Origin of the sequence: Streptomyces sp. NPDC059255 (assembly GCF_042752355.1) — a bacterium.
GTDB lineage: Bacteria > Actinomycetota > Actinomycetes > Streptomycetales > Streptomycetaceae > Streptomyces.
Map to the genome: position 1 here is coordinate 31289 of NZ_JBHYZP010000039.1, position 20143 is coordinate 51431.

General features: G+C 74.5%; 6 protein-coding genes. 4 read left to right on the top strand and 2 right to left on the bottom strand.

The annotated features are described in order from the left end of the window. The first annotated feature begins 47 nt into the window (after window positions 1-47). Window positions 48-6140 (top strand): SDR family NAD(P)-dependent oxidoreductase, encoded by a 6093-nt coding sequence (locus ACFXKG_RS33635; RefSeq protein ID WP_384847038.1) that lies wholly within the window; start codon window positions 48-50, stop codon window positions 6138-6140. Window positions 6141-6218: 78 nt separating this feature from the next. Next, window positions 6219-12944 (top strand): beta-ketoacyl synthase N-terminal-like domain-containing protein, encoded by a 6726-nt coding sequence (locus ACFXKG_RS33640; RefSeq protein ID WP_384847040.1) that lies wholly within the window; start codon window positions 6219-6221, stop codon window positions 12942-12944. Window positions 12945-12971: 27 nt separating this feature from the next. On the opposite strand, the gene ACFXKG_RS33645 is transcribed toward ACFXKG_RS33640, so the two are convergent. Beyond that, complete coding sequence (locus tag ACFXKG_RS33645; protein ID WP_384847042.1) at window positions 12972-13832, bottom strand: helix-turn-helix transcriptional regulator; 861 nt, start codon at window positions 13830-13832, stop codon at window positions 12972-12974. Between the two features lie 127 nt (window positions 13833-13959). Between ACFXKG_RS33645 and ACFXKG_RS33650 the strand changes: the two genes are divergently transcribed. After that, on the top strand, window positions 13960-14955 hold the full coding sequence (locus ACFXKG_RS33650; RefSeq protein WP_384847044.1) for an aldo/keto reductase: 996 nt from the start codon (window positions 13960-13962) through the stop codon (window positions 14953-14955). A 34-nt stretch (window positions 14956-14989) separates the two neighbouring features. Here the strand turns inward: ACFXKG_RS33650 and cobF are convergent, their stop codons facing one another. After that, entirely contained in the window at window positions 14990-15868 is an 879-nt protein-coding gene (gene cobF / locus ACFXKG_RS33655) for a precorrin-6A synthase (deacetylating) (RefSeq protein WP_384847046.1), read from the bottom strand. A 321-nt stretch (window positions 15869-16189) separates the two neighbouring features. Here cobF and ACFXKG_RS33660 point away from each other — a divergent pair, with 321 nt between their 5' ends. Beyond that, on the top strand, window positions 16190-20128 hold the full coding sequence (locus ACFXKG_RS33660) for an amino acid adenylation domain-containing protein (protein ID WP_384847048.1): 3939 nt from the start codon (window positions 16190-16192) through the stop codon (window positions 20126-20128). Window positions 20129-20143: the final 15 nt, after the last annotated feature.

Below are 20143 nucleotides of genomic sequence, written 5' to 3' on the forward strand. Positions count from 1 at the left end.
GTGCGCCGGATCCGTCAACTGCCGCCGTCCGAACCCGAGGAGAGACCGTGACCGCCTCCACCCCCCGTCAGGTGCCCGTCGCCGTGGTCGGTGCCGGCGCCCTCGTGCCCGGCGCGACCGACGCGGCCGGCTACTGGCGGATCGTGACCGGCGGCCGGGACCTGATGACCGAGGTGCCGGCCTCCCGCTGGCTGGTGTCGGACCACTACGACCCGGACCCGGCCGCACCCGACAGGACGTACGCCCGCCGGGGCGCGTTCCTGCCGGACGTCGACTTCGACCCGATGGCGTACGGTGTGCCGCCCACCAGCCTGTCCGCGACGGACAGCTCGCAGTTGCTCGCCCTGATGGTGGCCGACCAGGTGCTGGCCGACGCCGGTGGCCTGTCGGACATGGACCGGGACCGGGTGGGCGTCGTCCTCGGGGTCTCCGCCCTGGAACTGCTTCCGCACATGTACGGTCGCACCGAACGCCCGGTGTGGTTCAAGGCGTTGCGGGAGAGCGGACTCACCGAGGCCGAGGCGCGTGCGGTGTGCGACCGGATCTCGGCGCACTACACACCGTGGCGTGAGTCGACCTTCCCCGGGCTGCTCAGCAATGTCGTCGCGGGCCGGATCGCGAACCGGTTCGATCTGCACGGCACCAACCACACCACCGACGCCGCCTGCGCCAGTTCCCTGGCGGCGCTGTCCACCGCGGTCGGCGAACTGGCCCTCGGCCGGGCCGATCTGGTGATCAGCGGTGGGGTGGACACCGGCAACGGAATCGGCATGTTCCTGTCCTTCTCCAAGACCCCCGCGCTGTCCCGCAGCGGTGACTGCCGCCCGTTGTCGGACGCGGCGGACGGCACGATGCTCGGCGAGGCGGTGGTCATGTACGCGCTGAAGCGGCTGTCCGACGCCGAGCGGGACGGCGACCGCGTCCACGCGGTGGTCCGGGGCATCGGCACCTCGTCCGACGGCAGGAGTTCGGCGATCTACGCGCCGCTGCCCGGCGGTCAGGCGCGGGCCCTGCGACGCGCCTACGAGGAGGCGGGCTACGGTCCGGAAACCGTGGAGCTGGTCGAGGCGCACGGGACCGGTACGAAGGCCGGGGACACCGCGGAACTCGACGCGCTGAACGAGGTGTTCGGGGCGTCGGGGCGTACGGACGGGCAGTGGTGCGCGATCGGCTCGGTCAAATCGCAGATCGGCCACACCAAGTGCGCGGCGGGCGCGGCGGGGCTGCTCAAGGCGGTCATGGCACTGCACCACAAGGTGCTGCCGCCGACCATCAAGGTGGACCGGCCGAATCCGGCGGCCGCCACCCCGGACGGCCCGTTCTACGTCAACACCGAGGCCCGGCCGTGGGTACGGCCCACCGGTCACCCGCGCCGGGCGTCGGTGTCGAGTTTCGGCTTCGGGGGCAGCAACTTCCACGTCACGCTGGAGGAGTACGTGCCCTCGGGCACCCCGGCCCGGGCGGCGCCGCGCCACCGCTGCGCGCCGAGCGAACTCGTCCTGTTCAGCGGCGCGTCCCCGGCCGCCCTGGTGGCGCCGGACACCGGCGACGACCGCTCGCTGGCCGTGCTCGCGCGGGAGAGCCACAGCGCGTTCTCGCCCACCGATCCGGTGCGGCTGGCCGTTGTCGCCACCGGCGTCGAGGAGTTGCGGGAGCGGTACGCGCAGGCGCTCGCGCTGATCCGGCGGCGGCCCGGCACACCGTTCTCGACACCGACGGGGATCCGGTACGCCGCGGGGACACCGGCGCCCGGCCGGATCGGCTTCCTCTTCCCGGGGCAGGGGTCCCAGTACGTCGGCATGGGCGCCGATCTCGCGATGCTGGCACCGGCGGCCCAGACCGTGTGGGACGAGCTGGGCGGCACCGGGTTCGACGGACTGCCCTTGCACCGGGTGGTGTTCCCGCCGCCCGCCTTCACCGACGAGGAGCGCGCGGCCCGGCAGGCGTCGCTGGCCGCCACCGAGTGGGCGCAGCCCGCGCTCGCGGTGCACTCGCTCGCGCTGCTCGCAGTGGTGCGGTCGCTGGGCCTGCGGCCCGACTGCGTCGCGGGCCACAGCTTCGGTGAGCTGGTGGCGCTGCACTGCGCGGGTGTCCTGGACTCCGGTTCGCTGGTCACCCTGGCCCGCAGGCGCGGTGAGCTGATGCGGGACGCGGCCGCCGTGCCGGGGGCGATGCTCGCCGTGGCGGCGGACCGGGCGCGCGTGGCGGCGGTACTGGCCGGTGGCGGACCCGGTGGACCCGGTGGACTGGATGACCTCTGGCCGGCCAACCACAACTCCCCTCTGCAGACGGTGCTTTCCGGGACGACGGAGGCGGTCTCCCGGGCCGAGAAGGTGTTCGCCGCCGAGCGGATCGGCACCCGCCGGCTGACCACCTCCACCGCCTTCCACAGCCCGCTGGTCGCCCCGGCCGGTGAGCCCCTCGCCGCGTTCCTGCGCACGGTCCCGCTCACGGAACCCCGGATCGAGGTGTACGGGAACGCGGACGCGGCCCCGTACCCGGCCTCGCCCGACGGGATACGCCGCCGGATCGCCGGCCATCTCGCCTCGCCGGTGCTCTTCCAGGACCAGATCGAGGCGATGTACGCGGCGGGGGTGCGGACCTTCGTCGAGGTGGGCGCGGGCACCACCCTGACCGGCCTGGTCGGGCAGATCCTCGGCGACCGCGAGCACGCGGCCGTCCCCCTGGACCGGCCGGGCCGGTCCGGGGTCAGCACCCTGCACACCGCGCTCGGTGAACTCGCCGTACGCGGTGTGCCCCTGGACCTCGCCCCCCTCTGGGCGCCGTACGCCGCGCCCGGAACGGCGGCGAAGGAGCGCGGGCCCCGGATGACCGTGAAGATCAGCGGAGCCAACCACGGCCAGCTCTACCCGCCCCGGGCCGGAGCCCCGGCACCAGCCCCGCCCGTTCCGGCAGCTCTGCCGGAACGGCAGCCGCGGCCCGCTCCCACTCCTGGTCCTGTTCCCGCCCCTGTCCCCTCTCCTGACCACGCCCCCGCTTCCGCTCACGACACTCTGGCGGTTCCCATGCCCGCTCACGTCTCGACCACCCTCCGCGCCCCGGAGCCACCGGTGTACGACACGGCGCCCGCCGACGACGGCGGGCCCGGGGCCACCGTCGGAGCCGACTGGTACGCCGCGGTCGAGAGTGTCCAGCGGCAGACGGCGGAAGCCCATGCCGCCTGTCAACGCATGCTGACGGACAGCCATATCGCGTTCCTGCGGATGACCGAGACCACCCTGAGCGCGATGCTCGGTGCGCACGGCGGGCAAGGAGGAGTACGAGGAATCCCCGGCGGAGAGGATCAGGGCACCCTGGCCCAAGGCGGCCTGGACCAAGGCAGCCTGGACCAAGGCAGCCTGGACCAGGGCGTCGGCGGAGTGGTCGAGGCGCCGGCTCCCCTGGTGCCGCTGTCGCTCCCCCGCCCTCCGGCACCGCGCGCGGAGTCGGCGCCCGTAGCCCCGCCGGCACCCGCGCCGTCCGCCGCCGAGGACCGGGCACCGGCTGTCGCCACCGCGCCCCTGTCGGCGTCGGAGCTGGAGGAGCTGCTGCTCTCGGTGGTGGCCCGGCTCACCGGCTATCCCGTGGACATGCTGGGCATGGACATGGAGCTGGAGGCTGATCTGGGGGTCGACTCCATCAAGCGCGTCGAGATCCTGTCCGCCGTGCGCCGGCAGGTCGGCGACGTCGTGGCGGGGGATGTCGGTCAGCTCGGCAGGCTCCGCACCCTGCGCGAGATCGTCGAGGCGCTCACCACACCCACCGGCGCGGAGGCCCCCGAGGCCCCCACCCTGCCCGCCGCCTCCGACTCCGGGACCAGGGCCGGGGCCGGGCCGAAGGCGGCGCTGACCAGGCTGGTGCCGCGCGCGGTGGCGTCACCGGCGGCGGGGCTGGCGATGGCCGGACTCCTGGACGGGCCGCTCGTGGTGACGGGCGGGGGTCCCGACGGCGCCGGGCTCACCGGCCTCGTCGCACGGAAGCTGGCGGAGCGCGGCGTGGACACCACCGCCGTCGCCGAGGTGCCCGAGGACGCGCGCGGTGTCGTACACCTCGGCGCGCTGACCGGGAGCGGCGTGCCGGAAGAGGCGCGGGAGGTCCACCGGTCGGTGTTCCGCGCGGCACGTTCGGTGGCGGCGCGGACGGCCGGGCGGGGCGGACTGTTCGTGACCGTGCAGGACACCGGGGGCGACTTCGGGCTCGGCGGTCACGCGCCCGGCCGCGCGTGGCTGGGCGGTGTCGCCGGTCTGGTCAGGACGGCGGCGAAGGAGTGGCCGGACGCCTCGGTCAAGGCCGTCGACTGCGAGCGGGGCGGCCGGAGCGACGAGGCGGTCGCCGACGCGATCGTACGGGAGTTGCTCGAAGGCGGCCCCGCCACGGAGGCCGGTCTCCGCGCGGACGGTACCCGCACCACCCTCCGGTCCGTACCCGCCCCGGTGACGCCCGCCGCCGCGCCGCGGATCACCTCCGCGTCGGTGATCGTGGCCACGGGAGGGGCCCGCGGGGTGACCGCCGCCGCGCTGCTGGACCTGGCCAGGACGCACCGGCCGCGGATCGTGCTGCTCGGCAGGACGGAACCGGTCCCCGAGCCCGACGGGGCGGCCTCGGCCGACGACGAACCGGCGCTCGTCCGGCTGCTCGCGGAACACGCCGCCGAGCACACCGCGGAGCACACCGCAGAGCACTCCACCGGATCCACGGCGGACTCCTCGCCCGCCCGGATCACGGCACGGGCCCGGGAGATCCTGGCCGCGCGTGAGGTACGGGCGACGCTGGCCGCGCTGGAGGCGGCGGGGTCGCCCGTCCGGTACGTCCGGGCCGACGTCCGCGACAGCGAGGCCCTCGCCGCCGCGCTGCGCGACGTACGCGACGCGTGGGGCCCGGTCACCGGCATCGTGCACGGTGCGGGGGTCCTGGCCGACAAGCGGATCGCCGACAAGAGCGACGCGCAGGTCGAGCAGGTGATGTCCACGAAGGTGGACGGTCTGCGCGCGCTGCTGGCCGCGACGGCCGACGATCCGCTGGACGTGATCTGCCTGTTCTCCTCGGTGGCCGCCGGGTACGGCAACGCGGGGCAGAGCGACTACGCCATGGCCAACGAGGTCCTGGGCCAGGTGGCCTCGGCCGAGCAGGCCCGCCGCCCGGACTGCCTGGTGCGGTGCGTCGCCTGGGGCCCGTGGCAGGGCGGCATGGTCACGCCCGCCCTGGCCGCGCACTTCGGCCGGTCGGGGGTTCCGCTCATCCCGCTGGAGCAGGGGGCCGCCGCCTTCACCGCCGAGTTGGACGGCACGGCCGGCGAGGCGCGCGTCACGCTGGCGGCCGGGGACGATCCCGCGGCCCTGTCCCCCGTCGGCGATCCGCCGCCGGCCCAGCTGCTGGTCCGGGCGGACACCATGGCGCACCTGGCCGACCACGCGATCGCCGGGGTTCCCGTGCTGCCCGTGGCGATGGTCCTGAACTGGTTCGCCGGGGCGGCCACCGCCTGGCGGCCGGATGCCGGTCCGCTCGTCCTGCGCGACCTGCGGGTGTACAAGAAGTTCGCCCTGCCTGAACTGGCCGGCGAGGGCCACCGGCTCACCGTGCACGGGAGCCGGGGCGCGGCCGGTTCGGCGGCGGGGCTGGAGGCGGAGCTGCGGGGCGCGGACGGCGTGGCGCACTTCCGGGCCGTACTGGACTCCGGTGCCGTGGAGCCGGATCCGGCCGGCTGGGGCAGCCCGGAGGGCCTGGAGCCGCTGGACCGCGGCGCGTTCTACGACGGAGAACTCCTCTTCCACGGCCCCCGGTTCCAGGCCGTCCGTACCCCGCGCGGTGTCTCGGAGCACGGCGCCGAGGCCACCGTCGCGGGCCTGCGCGCCCTGGGCTGGCCGGGGGAACACTGGCCGCTGGACCCGGCCGCCGTGGACGGCGCGCTCCAACTCGCCCTGGTCTGGGCCCGGCACGCCATCGGTGCGGCGACGCTGCCGATGGCCGTCGCGGAGTGCAGGGTGCACCGGCGCGGCCCGGTGGACGGCACCGTGCGGTGTGTGGTGCGGGGCCGGAAGGCGCACAGCACGGGGGCGCGCTGCGACGCGGCGCTGATCGACGCGGACGGGACCGTCCGTCTGGAACTCCTCGGCGTGGAACTCGTCCGCCGTCCCGCCTAGGCAAGTCACTCCGAAGTCCCGCCCGTCTCCGCTGCGTTCGACCCGAGCGACCCGTCCCTGACCCGGAGTGAGCCCCGTATGGAATGCGAACCGATCGCCGTCGTCGGCCGGGGGTGCGTGCTGCCCGGCGCGCTCGATCCCGACACGTTCTGGGAGAACGTCGCGGCGGGCCGCGGCAGCCTGTCGGCCGTCCCCGAGGGCAGGTGGCGGCTGCCGCACCGCTGGGCCATGGGCTCGGTGGACGATCATCTCGACCGCACCTACGGCGATGTCGGCGGGTACGTAAAGGGGTTCGAGTCCGTCTTCGACCCGGGCGGTTTCCGGATCGCCCCGGAGCGGATCCTGTCGCTGGACCCGCTCTTCCACTGGGTCATGTACGGCGTCCGCCAGGCCCTCGCGGAGGCGGGCCGCGAGGGTCCGCTGCCGCGCGCGGGACTGGTGCTGGGAAACCTCTCCTACCCCACGCCCCTGGGGACGGCCTTCGCCGAGCATGTCTGGCTGTCCGCCCAGCGCCCGCCGGTCCGTGACGCCCTGCTGACGGGAGAGCGCCGGGTGCGGCCCGACGCCCGTAACCGTTTCTCGTCCGGACTGCCCGCCCGGCTCGCCGCCAGGGCGCTCGGGCTCGGCGCGGGCGCGTGGTCCCTCGACGCCGCCTGCGCCTCCTCGCTGTACGCGATCAAGCTGGCGTGCGACCGGCTGCACGACGGCACGGCGGACCTGATGGTGGCCGGGGCGGTCAGCCGGGCCGACCCCCTCTATCTGCACGTGGGGTTCTGCGGGCTGTCCGCGACCAGCCGTACGGGGCGCAGCCGGCCCTTCCACCGGGACGCGGACGGGCTGGTGCACGGTGAGGGCGCCGGTTTCGTCGCCCTGGCCAGGCTGTCCGAGGCGCGCGCCGCCGGGCTGCCCGTGCTCGGCGTGATCCGCGGTGTGGGGCTGTCCAACGACGGGCGCGGCGCCGGGCTGATCAGCCCGGCGGAGGAGGGCCAGGTACGGGCCATGCGCCTGGCGTACGAAGCGGCGGGCCTCGCGCCGGGGACGGTATCGCTCGTCGAGTGCCACGCGACGGGGACACCGGTCGGGGACGCGGTGGAGGCGCGCGCCATGGCCCGGGTCTTCGGGGCCCGGGACGATGTGCCCGTCGGTTCGGCGAAGTCGAACGTCGGGCACCTGCTGGCCTCGGCGGGGGTGACGGGGCTGCTGAAGGTGCTCGGCGCGCTGCGTACGGGGATCCGCCCGGCGACGCTCGGCGCCGAACGGCCGCTGGACGCGCTGACGGGCACGCCGTTACGGGTGCTGACCGCGCCGGAACCGTGGCCGGGGCCGCGCAGGGCGGCGGTGAGCGCCTTCGGGTTCGGCGGGACCAACGCCCATCTGATCGTGGATCACCCGGACGACAGCGGCCCGGTGTCCGCAGGACGCTCCTCCCCGGCCCGCCCGGTGTCCGCCCCCGCCCGCCCGGTGTCCGCCGCGCCCGTCCCGGCCCCGGCGCGGGGCACGCCGGGCGGCCGGGGCCCGGTGGCGATCGTCGCCCTGGGCGCCCGGGTCGGCGACGGGACCTGCGCCGAGGACTTCCGCCGGGCGGTGCTGGGCGGCGAACGGCGCGGCCCCGCCACGGAGATCGCGGTGGAGCTGACGGACCTGTGTTTCCCGCCGCTCGCCCTGGAGCGGACCGTACGCCATCAGCTCCTGGTGCTGGAGGCCGCCCGGGAGGCCGCGGGGGCGGTGTCCCTGCCCCGCGAGCGGACCATGGTGGTCATCGGTATGGGAGTCGACCCGGAAGTCGCGCGGGCCGGTGCCCGCTGGCGGGTTCCTTACTGGCTGGAGCAGGCGGGAGCGGGAGCCGCGCTCCCGTCCGCGGCCGTCGCCCAGGACGCCTTCGTGGGGCCGATGACCGCGGAGGGGGTGGTGGGCAGCATGCCGAACCTGGTGGCGAACCGCATCAGCACCCAACTCGACCTGGCCGGAGCGAGCTTCGCGGTGTCGGCGGAGGAGGCGTCCGGGCTGGTGGCGCTGGACGTCGCGGCCCGGGCCCTCCGGGCGGGCGAGGCGGACGCGGCGCTCGTCGGCTCCACCGACCTGTGCCACGAGGTGGTCCACCGGACCGCGCTGCGGGAGCTGGGGTACGAGAGCGAACCGGGGGACGCCGCCGTCGTCCTGGTCCTCAAGTCCCTGGACACCGCCCGCCGGGACGGTGACACCGTCATCGCGCTGCTCGACGAGGAGCCCGTCAGCCCCACTGCCGCCACCGACCCCGCCGACATGCCGGACATGGTCATCGGGGACGGCCCCGACGCGGTGTTCGACCCGGCGTCGGCCTTCGGCCGCGCGCATGCCGCGTACGGGCTGGTCTCCGTCGCGGTCGCCGCGCTCGCGCTCCAGCACCGCGCGGTGCCACGTCCCGGCCGGCCCGCGGACACCGCGGCCGTCGCCCGCACCGCGCAGGTCGCGCTGACACCGATGGAGGGGCCCGCCGCGGGCGTCCGGCTGCGCGCGGGGGACGCCCGGCCGTGGCTGCGGGGCCCGGCTCCGCGCCTGCACGTCTTCTCGGGAGCCGACCGCCGGGAGGTGCTGGCGGCGCTGGAGGCCGGTACGCGGTCCACCGCCGGCCCGGCCCGGCTGGCGCTGGTGGTCGACGACGACGCCACGTTGCCGGGCCGCGAGGAGGCCGCCCGCCGCTGGCTGGCCGAGGGCGGAATCCGTCCGGCGGACGTGCTGTACCGGGACGGGCCGGTCGCGGGACGGACCGCGTTCGTCTACACCAACGGTTCGGCCGCGTACCCGGGCATGGGCCATGAGCTGATGCTCGCGCTGCCCTGCCTCGGAGAGGCCGTCCGGGCCGGGCACGGGGCGATCGGCGCACGGCTGCGGTCCCGGACGGAGCGGGGGGTGTTCGACCAGATCTGGGACGCCGCCGAACTCGCCGTCTTCCACACCGTACTCACCCGGGACGTGCTCGGGCTGCGGCCGGACGCCGCCGTCGGGTACTCCTCGGGCGAGTCGGCCGCGCTGGTCGCACTGGGTGCCTGGCCGGACGCCGCGGGGCTGTACGACGCCACCCTGGACAGCGGGCTCTTCACGACGGAGCTGACCGGTGAACTCCGGGCGGTGCGACGCCACTGGGAGCGGCTGGGCGTCCACGGCACCCGCTGGGCCACCTATCTGGTCAACGCGCCCTTGGAGGCGGTACGCCGGGAGCTGGCCGGTGAGGTCGCGGTCCATCTGATGGCGGTGAACGCGCCCGAAGTCTGCGTCATCGGCGGCGAGTCCCGTGCGTGCGGGGCCGTCGTGGCCCGGATCGGCGCCGACCGCGCGATCGAGCTGGACTACGATCTGGCGGCCCACGCACCGGAGTTGGCCGAGGTGCACCAGGCCTGGCGCGCGGCACACCACCGTCCCACCGTCGATGTCCCCGGGGTGCGGTTCTACAGCGGGGCCGGTGGGGAGTCGTACCGGCCGACGGCCGAGCGGGCCGCCGAGGCGCTCACCGCGCAGGGGCTGAACACGATCGACTTCGCGGCCACGGTCGAGCGGGCCTGGGCCGACGGCGTCCGGATCTTCGTGGAGCACGGGCCGCGCAAACTGTGCACCGGCTGGGTCAAGCGGGTGCTGGGCGACCGCGACCACGTGGCCGTCGCCCTGGACGCCCCGGGCGACACCGGGTTGCGGCAGCTCTGCCTCGCGGTCGCCGAACTCGTCGTCGCCGGGGTGCCGGTCCGCGCCGACGAGCTGTTCGCCCGGCTCGCGGAGGCCGCCACCGAGGTTCCGCGCCCGGGGCCCACCGTCACCGTTCCCGTACCCGCGACTCCGTGTCTGCCGCCGCCGACCCAGGAGCCGGCCGTGGTGACCCTGCCCCGGGCCCCCCACCTGGTGCCGGTGCCGGACCGGGAGACCGGCCGACGGGGCGCCCCGGGACCCGAGCCCCGGTCGGTGGGAGGGGCGGAGACCGCGGAAGCGGCCGGAGCCGCAGGTGTCGCGGAAGCAGCCGGAGTCGCAGGTGTCGCGGAAGCAGCCGGAGTCGCAGGAGCGGCCGGATTCACGGAAGCCGCAGGAATCGCCGGAGCCGCAGCGGTCACCGGAGCCTCGGGGGGCCGTGCCGCGGTCGTCCGGCAGAGCCTGCGGGTCGCCGCGCTGCACCAGGAGATCATGGCCGTACACATCGAGGTCCACCAGCGGTTCCTGCGGATGTCGGCCCTCGCCGTCACCGCGCTGACCGCCGCCGGGCCCGTCCCCCTACGGGCGTCCGGCCTTGCGGCGCCGCGCCCGCCCGCCGGCGTGCTCACCCCCGTACGTCCCGAGCGGCTGCCGGAGACCCCACCCGCGCCCGCCCGACCGGTGCGGCCGGGGCCGAAGTTCGACCGTGCCCAGCTGGAGCACCTCGCCTCCCGGGAGATCTCCGCGCTGTTCGGCCCCCGCTTCGCCGAGCAGGACGCGTACGCGGTGCAGACCCGGATGCCCGGGCCGCCCATGCTGTTCGCGGACCGGGTCACCGGCATCGACGCGGTCCCCGCGGCGCTCGCCGCGCCCGGCCCGGTACGCACCGACGGGACGATCTGGACCGAGACCGACGTCCTGACTGACAGCTGGTACCTGGACTCCACCGGGCGCATGCCGGCCGGACTGCTGATCGAGGCGGGCCAAGCGGACCTGCTCCTGCTCAGCTGGCTGGGCGTCGATCTCCTCAACCGGGGCGAGCGCGCCTACCGGCTGCTCGGCTGCGAGGTGACGTACCACGGCAGTCCGCCGGAAGCGGGAGACACCCTGCGCTACGAGATCCACATCGACGGCCACGCGGAGCACGGCGGCGTCCGGCTGGCCTTCTTCCACTACGAGTGCTTCGTCGGCGGCGAGCTGCGGCTGAGCGTCCGCGAGGGCCAGGCCGGGTTCTTCACCCCGGAGGAGCTGGCCGGCGGTGGCGGTGTGCGGTGGGACCCCGCCGAACATCCGCCCGGTGACGGTCTGCCGCTCGACCCGCCCGCCGTACGGTGCGGGCTGACCCGCTTCGGCGCGGAACGGGTCGCGGCCCTGGCCCAGGGCCGGCCGGCGGAGTGCTTCGGGCCCGGTTGGGAGGCGACGGCGGCCCAGGTCCGTCCGCCGCGGCTCGATGACGGCCGGCTGCGGCTGATCGACGAGGTGACCGCGTTCGACCCGGCGGGAGGACCGTGGGGCCGCGGCTATCTGCGGGCCGAGACCGCGCTGTCGCCGGACGACTGGTTCTTCGCCGGGCACTTCAAGAACGATCCCTGCATGCCGGGCACCCTGATGCTCCAGGGCGGTCTCCAGGCGATGGCGTTCTATCTGGCGGCGATGGGCTTCACCGTGGACCGGGACGGCTGGCGCTTCGAGCCGGTCGACGGCCACCCGTGCCGGACGATGTGCCGGGGCCAGGCCACTCCGTCCGGCCGGCGCGTCGTCTACGAGGTGTTCGTGCGCGGTGTCTCGGCCGGCCCGGTGCCCACGCTCCACGCCGATGTGCTGGGCTCGGTGGACGGGGCGAAGGCGTTCCTGGGCCGCGACGTGGCGCTGCGGCTGGTGCCCGACTGGCCGCTGTCGCACTGGCGGCGCTCGGGCCCGCCCGCCGTGCAGGCCGGCACCACGCCGGTGCCGCTGCCCCTGCTCGGCGGGCTGGCCGGGCACCGGGAGGAGAAGCCCGTGGCCGCGGCGGCCGACGGATTCCCCTTCGGCTACGCCTCGCTGCTGGCATGCGCCTGGGGCAGACCGAGCGAGGCGTTCGGCGCCCCGTACACGCCCTTCGACGGCACCCGCAGGGTCGCTCGGCTGCCGGGGCCGCCGTATCACTTCATGAGCCGGATCGTCTCGGTGGACGGGCCGCAGGGCGGGATGCGGGAGGACAGCGCTGTCGTCGCGGAGTACGACGTACCCGCGCGGGCCTGGTACTTCGAGCAGAGCGGCGGCCGTACGATGCCGTTCGCCGTCCTCATGGAGATCGCGCTGCAACCCTGCGGATGGCTGGCCTCGTACGTGGGCAGCGCGCTGACCACCGGCACGGATCTGCTGTTCCGCAACCTCGACGGGACGGGGACGGTCGGCGGTGAGGTCACCCCGGCGACGGGCACGGTCCGTACCCATGCCGTACTGACCCGTGTCTCCCGCGGCGGGGACATGATCGTGGAGTCCTTCCGGGTGCGGTGCACGGCCGACGGCGCGCCGCTGTTCGAACTCTCCACGGTCTTCGGCTACTTCCCCCCGTCGGCCTTCGACGACCAGCCGGGCCTCGCGGTGCCGGCCGAGGACCGGGCCAGGATCGACGAGCCCGGCGGGCGCCCGGTCGATCTGACCGGACGGCCCGCCCGGTACTTCGCCGGGGAGCCGCGGCTGCCGGGGCCGATGCTGCTGATGCTCGACCGGATCACCGGCTGCTGGCCGGACGGGGGCCGTGCGGGGCTCGGCCGGCTGCGGTCGGAGAAGGATGTGGTCCCGGACGAGTGGTTCTTCCGGGCACACTTCTTCCAGGATCCGGTGCAACCGGGGTCGTTGGGCCTGGAGGCCATGTGCCAGCTGCTCCAGTACCACCTGCTCGAACGCGGCGCCGCCGACGGCGTCCCGCACCCCCGGTTCGAGCCGGTGCTGCCCGGCCGCGAGATCGCCTGGACGTACCGCGGCCAGATCACCCCGGCCAACCGGCTGATCCGGGTGGACCTGGACATCGTCGAGTCCGGTACGGACGCGCGGGGCCCGTACGCGGTGGCGGACGCGTCGCTGTGGGGTGACGGCACGTGCATCTACCGGGTGCGCGGGCTGGGCATGCGCGTGGTCTCCGGCGCCGCTCCCGCACCCGGGTGACCGCCCGGGGAGGGTCCCGCACGCGGTTCACCGTACGGGCGGGCCGGCCCGCCCGGTGGGGAACTCCTGGGTGCCGAGCACCCGCAGCAGATCCAGCCGCTCGCGGGTCCCGGTGTCCGCCGGGGTGAGCACCAGCAGTTGCTGGCGCTGGTCGGGCGTGACCAGGGTCTCGCAGTCCATCAGCAGGCGGCCCACCCTCGGGTGCAGGAAGGTCTTGCGGTCGGCGCGCCGGACCGCCACCTCGTGCTCGGACCACAGTCGGCGGAAGTCGGCGCTCGCGGCCCGCAGCCGGTCGACGAGTCCGGCGACCGTGGGGTCGCCGGACCGGCGGCCGGCGGCCGCGCGCAGGTCGGCGACGAGCTTGCGGGCGTGGTGCTCCCGCTCCTCGGGCGGGCAGACGGCACGGGCGGCGGGGTCGGTGAACCAGCGGTGCACGACGTAGCGCCGGTCGCCGGAGAAGGCGGTGTGGTCGCCCGTGAGCAGGACGGCCGTCCGGTTCTGGGCGAGGATCTCGCCCAGGTCCGACAGGACGAGGGCCGGGGTGTCGCCGAGGAGGTCGAGCATGCGGATCAGGCCGGCCCGGGCCAGTCCTGCCACTCCGTCGGCGGGCGGCGGCTGGTGGTCGGCCAGGTGGAACAGGTGGTCGCGCTCGTCGTCGGAGAGCCGCAGCGCCCGGGCCAGCGCGCCGAGCAGCTGGGGCGAGGGCCGGCTGCTACGGCCCTGCTCGATGCGTACGACATAGTCCACCGACATGCCGGCGAGCATGGCCACCTCTTCCCGGCGCAGGCCGGTGGTGCGGCGCCGGGGGCCGTCGGCGATGCCGGCCTCCGCCGGGCGGATCGCCTCGCGGCGGCGGCGCAGGAAATCGGCGAGCTGGTCACGTTCCATGGCCCCATGGTCCCTCGCGAGGGACCGGCCGATCCAGGGAGCGGCTCTCCCATGATGAACGCTCCGCTCCCGTAGGCGGCGGGGCGGGCGCAGGGTGGGTGGCAGATCGACCACGAAGGAGAACACGATGCAGATGCGAACCCTGGGCAGCACCGGTCCGGCCGTTTCCGCGCTGGGCCTGGGCGCGATGGGCATGTCGGGCGCCTACGGCGCGGCCGACCGCGCGGAGAGTGTCGCCACCGTGCACGCCGCGCTGGAGGCCGGCGTCACACTGATCGACACCGCCGACTTCTATGCGATGGGCCACAACGAGCTGCTGCTCGCCGAGGCGCTGCGCGGCAGGGACCGGGACAGCTACCGGCTGAGCGTCAAGTTCGGCATGCTGCGGGGTCCGGGGTCCGAGTTCGGCGGGCACGACGGCCGTCCGGCGGCGGTGAAGAACTTCCTGGCCTACTCGCTGGCCCGGCTGGGCACCGACCACATCGACATCTACCGTCCCGCCCGGCTCGACCCCGCGGTGCCGATCGAGGAGACCGTGGGCGCGGTCAAGGAGTTGATCGACGCCGGGTACGTGCGCCACCTCGGCCTCTCGGAGGTCGACGCGGCGACGGTCCGCCGGGCGCACGCCGTGCACCCGGTCGCCGACCTGCAGATCGAGTACTCGCTGATCTCGCGGGCGGTCGAGGCGGAGGTCCTGCCGACGCTGCGGGAGCTGGGCATCGGACTGACCGCGTACGGCGTCCTCGGCCGCGGCCTCATCTCCGGGCACTGGTCCGCCGGCCGCGCCGCCGGCGCCGGCGACAGCCGCGGTTTCAGCCCCCGGTTCACGAGCGGGAACGTGGAACACAACCTCGGCCTTGTCGAGGCGCTGCGCACGGTCGCCCGGGCGAAGGAGTGCACGGTGGCCCAACTGGCCATCGCCTGGGTGGCGGCGCGGGGCGAGGGCATCGTGCCGCTGGTCGGCGCCCGCACCCGCGAGCGGCTGGCCGAGGCGCTGCCCGCGATGCGGCTGAACCTCACCGCGGACGACCTCGCCGAGATCGAGAAGGCGGTGCCGCCGGGCGCGGCGCGCGGCGACCGGTACCCGTCCGCGTTCATGTCGGGCCTCGGCGTGGGGAACTGAAGCGGGCCCTGTCCCGGAAGCGGCCCGCCCGGTCTCAGGCGGCGGGCCCGTCGGGCCCGTCGTTCTCCCCTGGCGCCGTCGGGGTACGGGGACCGTCCGGTGTCTCCATGCTCCGCAGCAGGTACGTGTCCATGATCCAGCCGTGCCGGGCCCGCGCGTCGGCCCGTACAGCGCGGATACGGTCCGACACCTCACGCAGCGGCCCGGCGATCAGCAGTTCGTCCGGTGTGCCGAGGTAGGCGCCCCAGTAAATCCAGATGTCGTCGCCCTCGACCTGCGTGAACGACGCGTGCGCGTCGAGCATGACGACGATGTCGCCGTGGTCGCCGTCGTCGCCCCGGCCGAGGTCGGGGAGGCGACGGGCCGGGGTGATGCGCACCGGCTCGCCGACCCGGTTGAGGGGGATGCGGTGCCGGGCGGCGAGCGTGGAGACGCTGGTGATGCCCGGGATCACCTCGATCGTCGCGGAGACGGAGCCGCGGGACTCGACGGCGGAGAGGATCCCGAGGGTGCTGTCGTAGAGCGACGGATCGCCCCAGACGAGAAAGGCACCGGTCTCCCCCGGCCCCATCTCCTCGCGCAGGAGCCGTTCGAAGAGGTCCGCCCGGCGGTCCCGCCAGTCCTGGACGGCGGACCGGTAGGCACCGTGGTCCATCGGGCGGCGGTCGCGGCTCGGGTCCGCCACCCGCACGACGCGGTACGGGCCCCGCGCGTGCTCCTCGATCATGGTGTGGCGGAGATCGGTCAGCGATTCCTTCTCCCGCCCCTTGCCGACGACGAAGAAGACATCGGCACGGCTCATGGCCTTCACGGCCTGGAGGGTCAGGTGATCGGGGTCGCCCGCTCCGATACCGATGACGAGGATCGCGCGCTGCTCCCTGCTCGTGGGCGTCATGGGCGTCAAAGGCGTCATGGGCGCAGTCTCTCAGGGCCCGGTCCCACCACGGGATCCGGCCCGGCGCGACCGCCGGACGCCGGGCGCGCGCCACCGCCCCGGGCCGAGGGCCGGGCCCGGCAAACCACCGTGAATCGATCCGGGTGCGCATCCGTCGACTTCGATCAATTTTCCTCTTGCACATGCGCGACAGTCATGGAACGCGAAATTCGTCCATTGACATGATCAGAACCGGAGTCCAATGATGACTCCCGCCAGCCTCACGAACTGATCCACGCCACCCGCACCTCGGTTGCCTCTCCCCCAACCACCGTTCACAGTTCGGCAGAAGGGCCGCCCTTGTCGGCAACGCGCGCATCCCGCCCCCGCCTCCTCCCGTCCGACACCCGCGATCACACACTCCTTCCTCCGCTCTCCCCCGGGCAGCAGCGCCTGTGGACCCTGGCCCAGACGGACGGCACCGGCACCGGCACCGCGTACAACGAGACGCTGGCGTTCTCCGTCGAGGGGCCGTTGGACAGGACCCTTCTCGCGCATGCTCTGGACATCGTTGTCACCCGGCACGAGACCCTGCGCACCCGGTTCGTGGCCGTGAACGGTGACGCCCGCCAGGAGGTGGGCCCCGCGGCGACGGGTTTCCCGCTGACCGTGGAGGACCTCGGCGGCGTCCCGGATCCGGAGGCGCGGGTCACCGACCGGCAACGCGAGGAGTGCGACACCCCGTTCGACCTGGCGCGTGGTCCGCTGGCCCGAGGGCGGCTGATCATCTTGGGGGAATCCCGGCACGCGCTGCTGCTGACCCTGCACCACGCGGTCTTCGACGGCAGGTCCATGGAGATCCTGCTGCGCGAGCTGAGCGCTCACTACGGGGCACTCACGCAGGGCGGGACCGATCCGCTGCCGCCGCCGAAGACACGGTTCACCACCCTGTGCCACAGGCAGCGCGAGTGGCTGGGCGGGCCCGGGGCCGCCGCGCAGGCCGAGTTCTGGCGGACGTATCTGGACGGCGCACCGGCCTCGCTCGATCTCCCCGCGGACAGGCCCCGCCCCGCGCGGCGGAGTGACGAGGGCGGCCGCGTCCCGGTACGCCTCGGCCCCCGGCTGACGACCGCCCTGCGCGCGGTGGCCCGCCGGGAGAAGTGCACCCTGTTCACGGCTGTTCTCACCGGCTGGCACATCGTGCTGTCCCGGCTCTCCGGGGAGAGCGACACCGTCGTGGGCTTCCCCGTGGCGGGCCGGCGCGGCCGGGAGGCGTCCGAGCTGATCGGTTTCTTCGTCAACTCACTCCCCCACCGGCTGGATCTGTCCGGGGAGCCGACCGGCTCCGAGGCGCTGAGCCGTGTCCGGGCCTCGCTCCGGGGTGCGCTCGACCACCAGGACCTGCCCTTCGAGCAGATCGTGGAGGCGGTGAACCCGCCGCGCAGCCTCGCGCACGGGCCGCTCTTCCAGACCATGCTCGCGTGGGGCACCTCCCAGAAGGGTCTGCTGCGTCTCGCCGGTACCCGGGTCGAACCGCTGGCCATCCCCTTCGGGCCCGCGAAGTTCGACTACACCCTGTCGCTCCACGAGGAGGACGGGGGCGTCGCCGGCCATCTGGACTACGCGCGCGACCTGTTCGACGACGAGACGGTCCGGCGGCACGCCCGCTACCTGACGCGCGTACTGGAGCAGTTGGCGGCCGACCCCGGGCGGTGCGTCGCGGACTTCCGCCTGCTCGACGAGCGGGAACACGAGGAGGTGCTGGCGCTGGGCCGGGGGCGGACCACCGGCCCGCCGACCACCGGTCTGGTCGAGCGCTTCGAGCAGCAGGTCCGGGAGCGGCCGACCGCTCCCGCCGTGTCCGACGGGGAAACGCGGCTGGACTACGCCACCCTCGACCGGCGTGCCAACCGGCTCGCCCACGCCCTCCTCGCCCGGGGCGTCCGCACCGGGGACGTGGTCGGGCTGCACTGCGGCCGCACGGTGGAACTGCTTGTGGGCATATGGGGCATCCTCAAGGCGGGCGCGGCCTACCTTCCGCTGGATCCCGGGCAACCGGGCGGCCGGCTGGCGGTGATCGTCGAGGAGGCGGCGCCCGCTCTGGTCCTGAGCGGCAGCGCCGGCCCGTCCTCCTCCTGGCTGCCGCTGCGGCGGGTCGAGGAGGAGGGGGCGCGCGACGACTCGCCCGGTACGGCGGTCCTGCCGTCCCATCTCGCCTACGTGATCTACACCTCCGGATCGACGGGACGCCCCAAGGGGGTGGCGGTCCGGCACGGCAGTGTGGTCAACCTGCTGGACAACTGGCTGCACCACTACGACGCGATCCCCGGGGAGGCGTCCTCGGTGTGGGCCAGCATCGGCTTCGACGCCTCCGTGCACGAGCTGTTCCTCCCGGTCACCACGGGCGCGGTCCTCCACCTGGTGCCCGAGGACCTGCGGGGCGACCCGGAACAGCTCATGGACTGGATGCGCGCGCACAGGATCGTGCATGCCTGGCTGCCTGCGTCATACATCGGCTGGATCGACGAGAACCCGGAGGACCGGCTGCGGGGTCTGGCGCTGCGCCAGGTGGCGACCGGGGCGGAGCCCCTCCCGGAGACGGCGCTGCACCGGATGCGGCAGGTTCTGCCGGGGCTGCGGATCTGCTACGTCTACGGTCCGACCGAGACGACTGTGTACAGCATCACGTACAACGAGCCGCTCGCGCGGGAGCGCCGGTGCCCGATCGGCCGGCCCGTGGACAACACCCGTATACAGCTGCTCGATCAGCGGCGCCTGCCGGTTCCGCGCGGGGTCACCGGCGAGGTGTACATCGGCGGGGCCGGTGTGGCCGCCGGCTACCTCAACCGGCCCGACCTGACCGACGAGCGTTTCCTGCCGGACCCCCTCGTCCCGGGCGAACGGATCTACCGGACCGGTGACCTGGCGCGGCTGCTGCCCGACGGCAACTTCGAGTTCGTCGGACGCGCCGACGACCAGGTCAAGCTCCGGGGCTTCCGGATCGAGCCCGGAGAAGTGGCCGCGGCGCTGCGGGAGTTGCCCGGGGTGACAGAGGCTGCGGTGCTCGCCGACCGTACCGAGGCCGGCGAGAGTGTGCTGGTGGCCGGGGTGGGCCGGTCCGACGGGCCGCCGCTGCCGCCGCACGAATGGCGCGCCGCCCTCGCGGAGCGGCTGCCGGACTACATGATCCCGTCGCTGTTCGCCGAGTTCCCCCGGCTGCCGCTCAACCGCAGCGGCAAGCTGGACCGCCGGACCGTGCTGGAACGGGCCCGTACGGCGCCGCCCTCCCAGGTCAACGTACGGGCGCCGCGCGACGGGGTCGAGATGTCGCTGTACCGGATCTGGCGGCAGGTGCTGCTGCGTCCGGGCATCGGCGTCACCGACGACTTCTTCGCGGTCGGCGGCACCTCCCTCTCCGCCATCAAGGTCGCGCACCTGATCCGTGAGCGGTTCGGCCGGGACCTGCCGATCCGTGACGTACTCGAACATCCCACGATCGAACGGCTGGCGGCGCACCTCCGCCGGGGAGCACCGGCGCGGGGCGACGATTCCCTGATCGAGTTCCGGGCCGGCGGCGGCCGGCGGGTGGTGTGCGTCCATCCGGCCGGCGGAACCGCCTTCTGCTACCTGGAGCTGGCCACGGCGCTGCCGGACGGGATCGGCGTCCTGGGCATCCAGGCTCCGGGGATCGACCCCGGCGAGGAACCGCTGCGGTCCGTGGAGGCCATGGCGGAGCATTACCTGACGCTCGTACGGCCGGTGCCGGACGAGGCCCTCGTCCTGTGCGGGCTCTCCTACGGTGGTCTGGTCGCGCACGAGATGGGGCGCCGGCTCGTACGCGCCGGTCACCACCGGACCGCCGTGGTCCTGCTCGACACCCACGGCACGGACGACGAGGCGAAGCGGGCCGCGTTCGCGCCGGTGGACGCGGCCGAGTTCCGGGAGAAACTCGTCCGCTTCAACGGCATGTACCCCGGCATCGACGACGCCCAGATCGACCGGTACTTCCGTACCTACAACCGCAACCGCGCCGCGGCCCGCGCCTACACGCCACCGCCGACGACCGCCCCGCTGCTGCTCGTCCAGGCGGACGCGGAAGGGCGGGACGCCGCGGAAAGGGCCGCGTCCGAGAAGGAGTTACGCCGCTTCTGGGAGGACCGGGCCCTGGGTGGCTTCCGGGTCGAGCGGGTGGCGGGCGGCCACTGGGACGTGCTGGAAGGTGAGCGGGTCCCCCGTATCGCCGAGCTCGTCACCGGCGAACTCGACCGGCTCGACGGCCACGCCCGGGACACCCGGTGACCCCCGCGTCGTAGG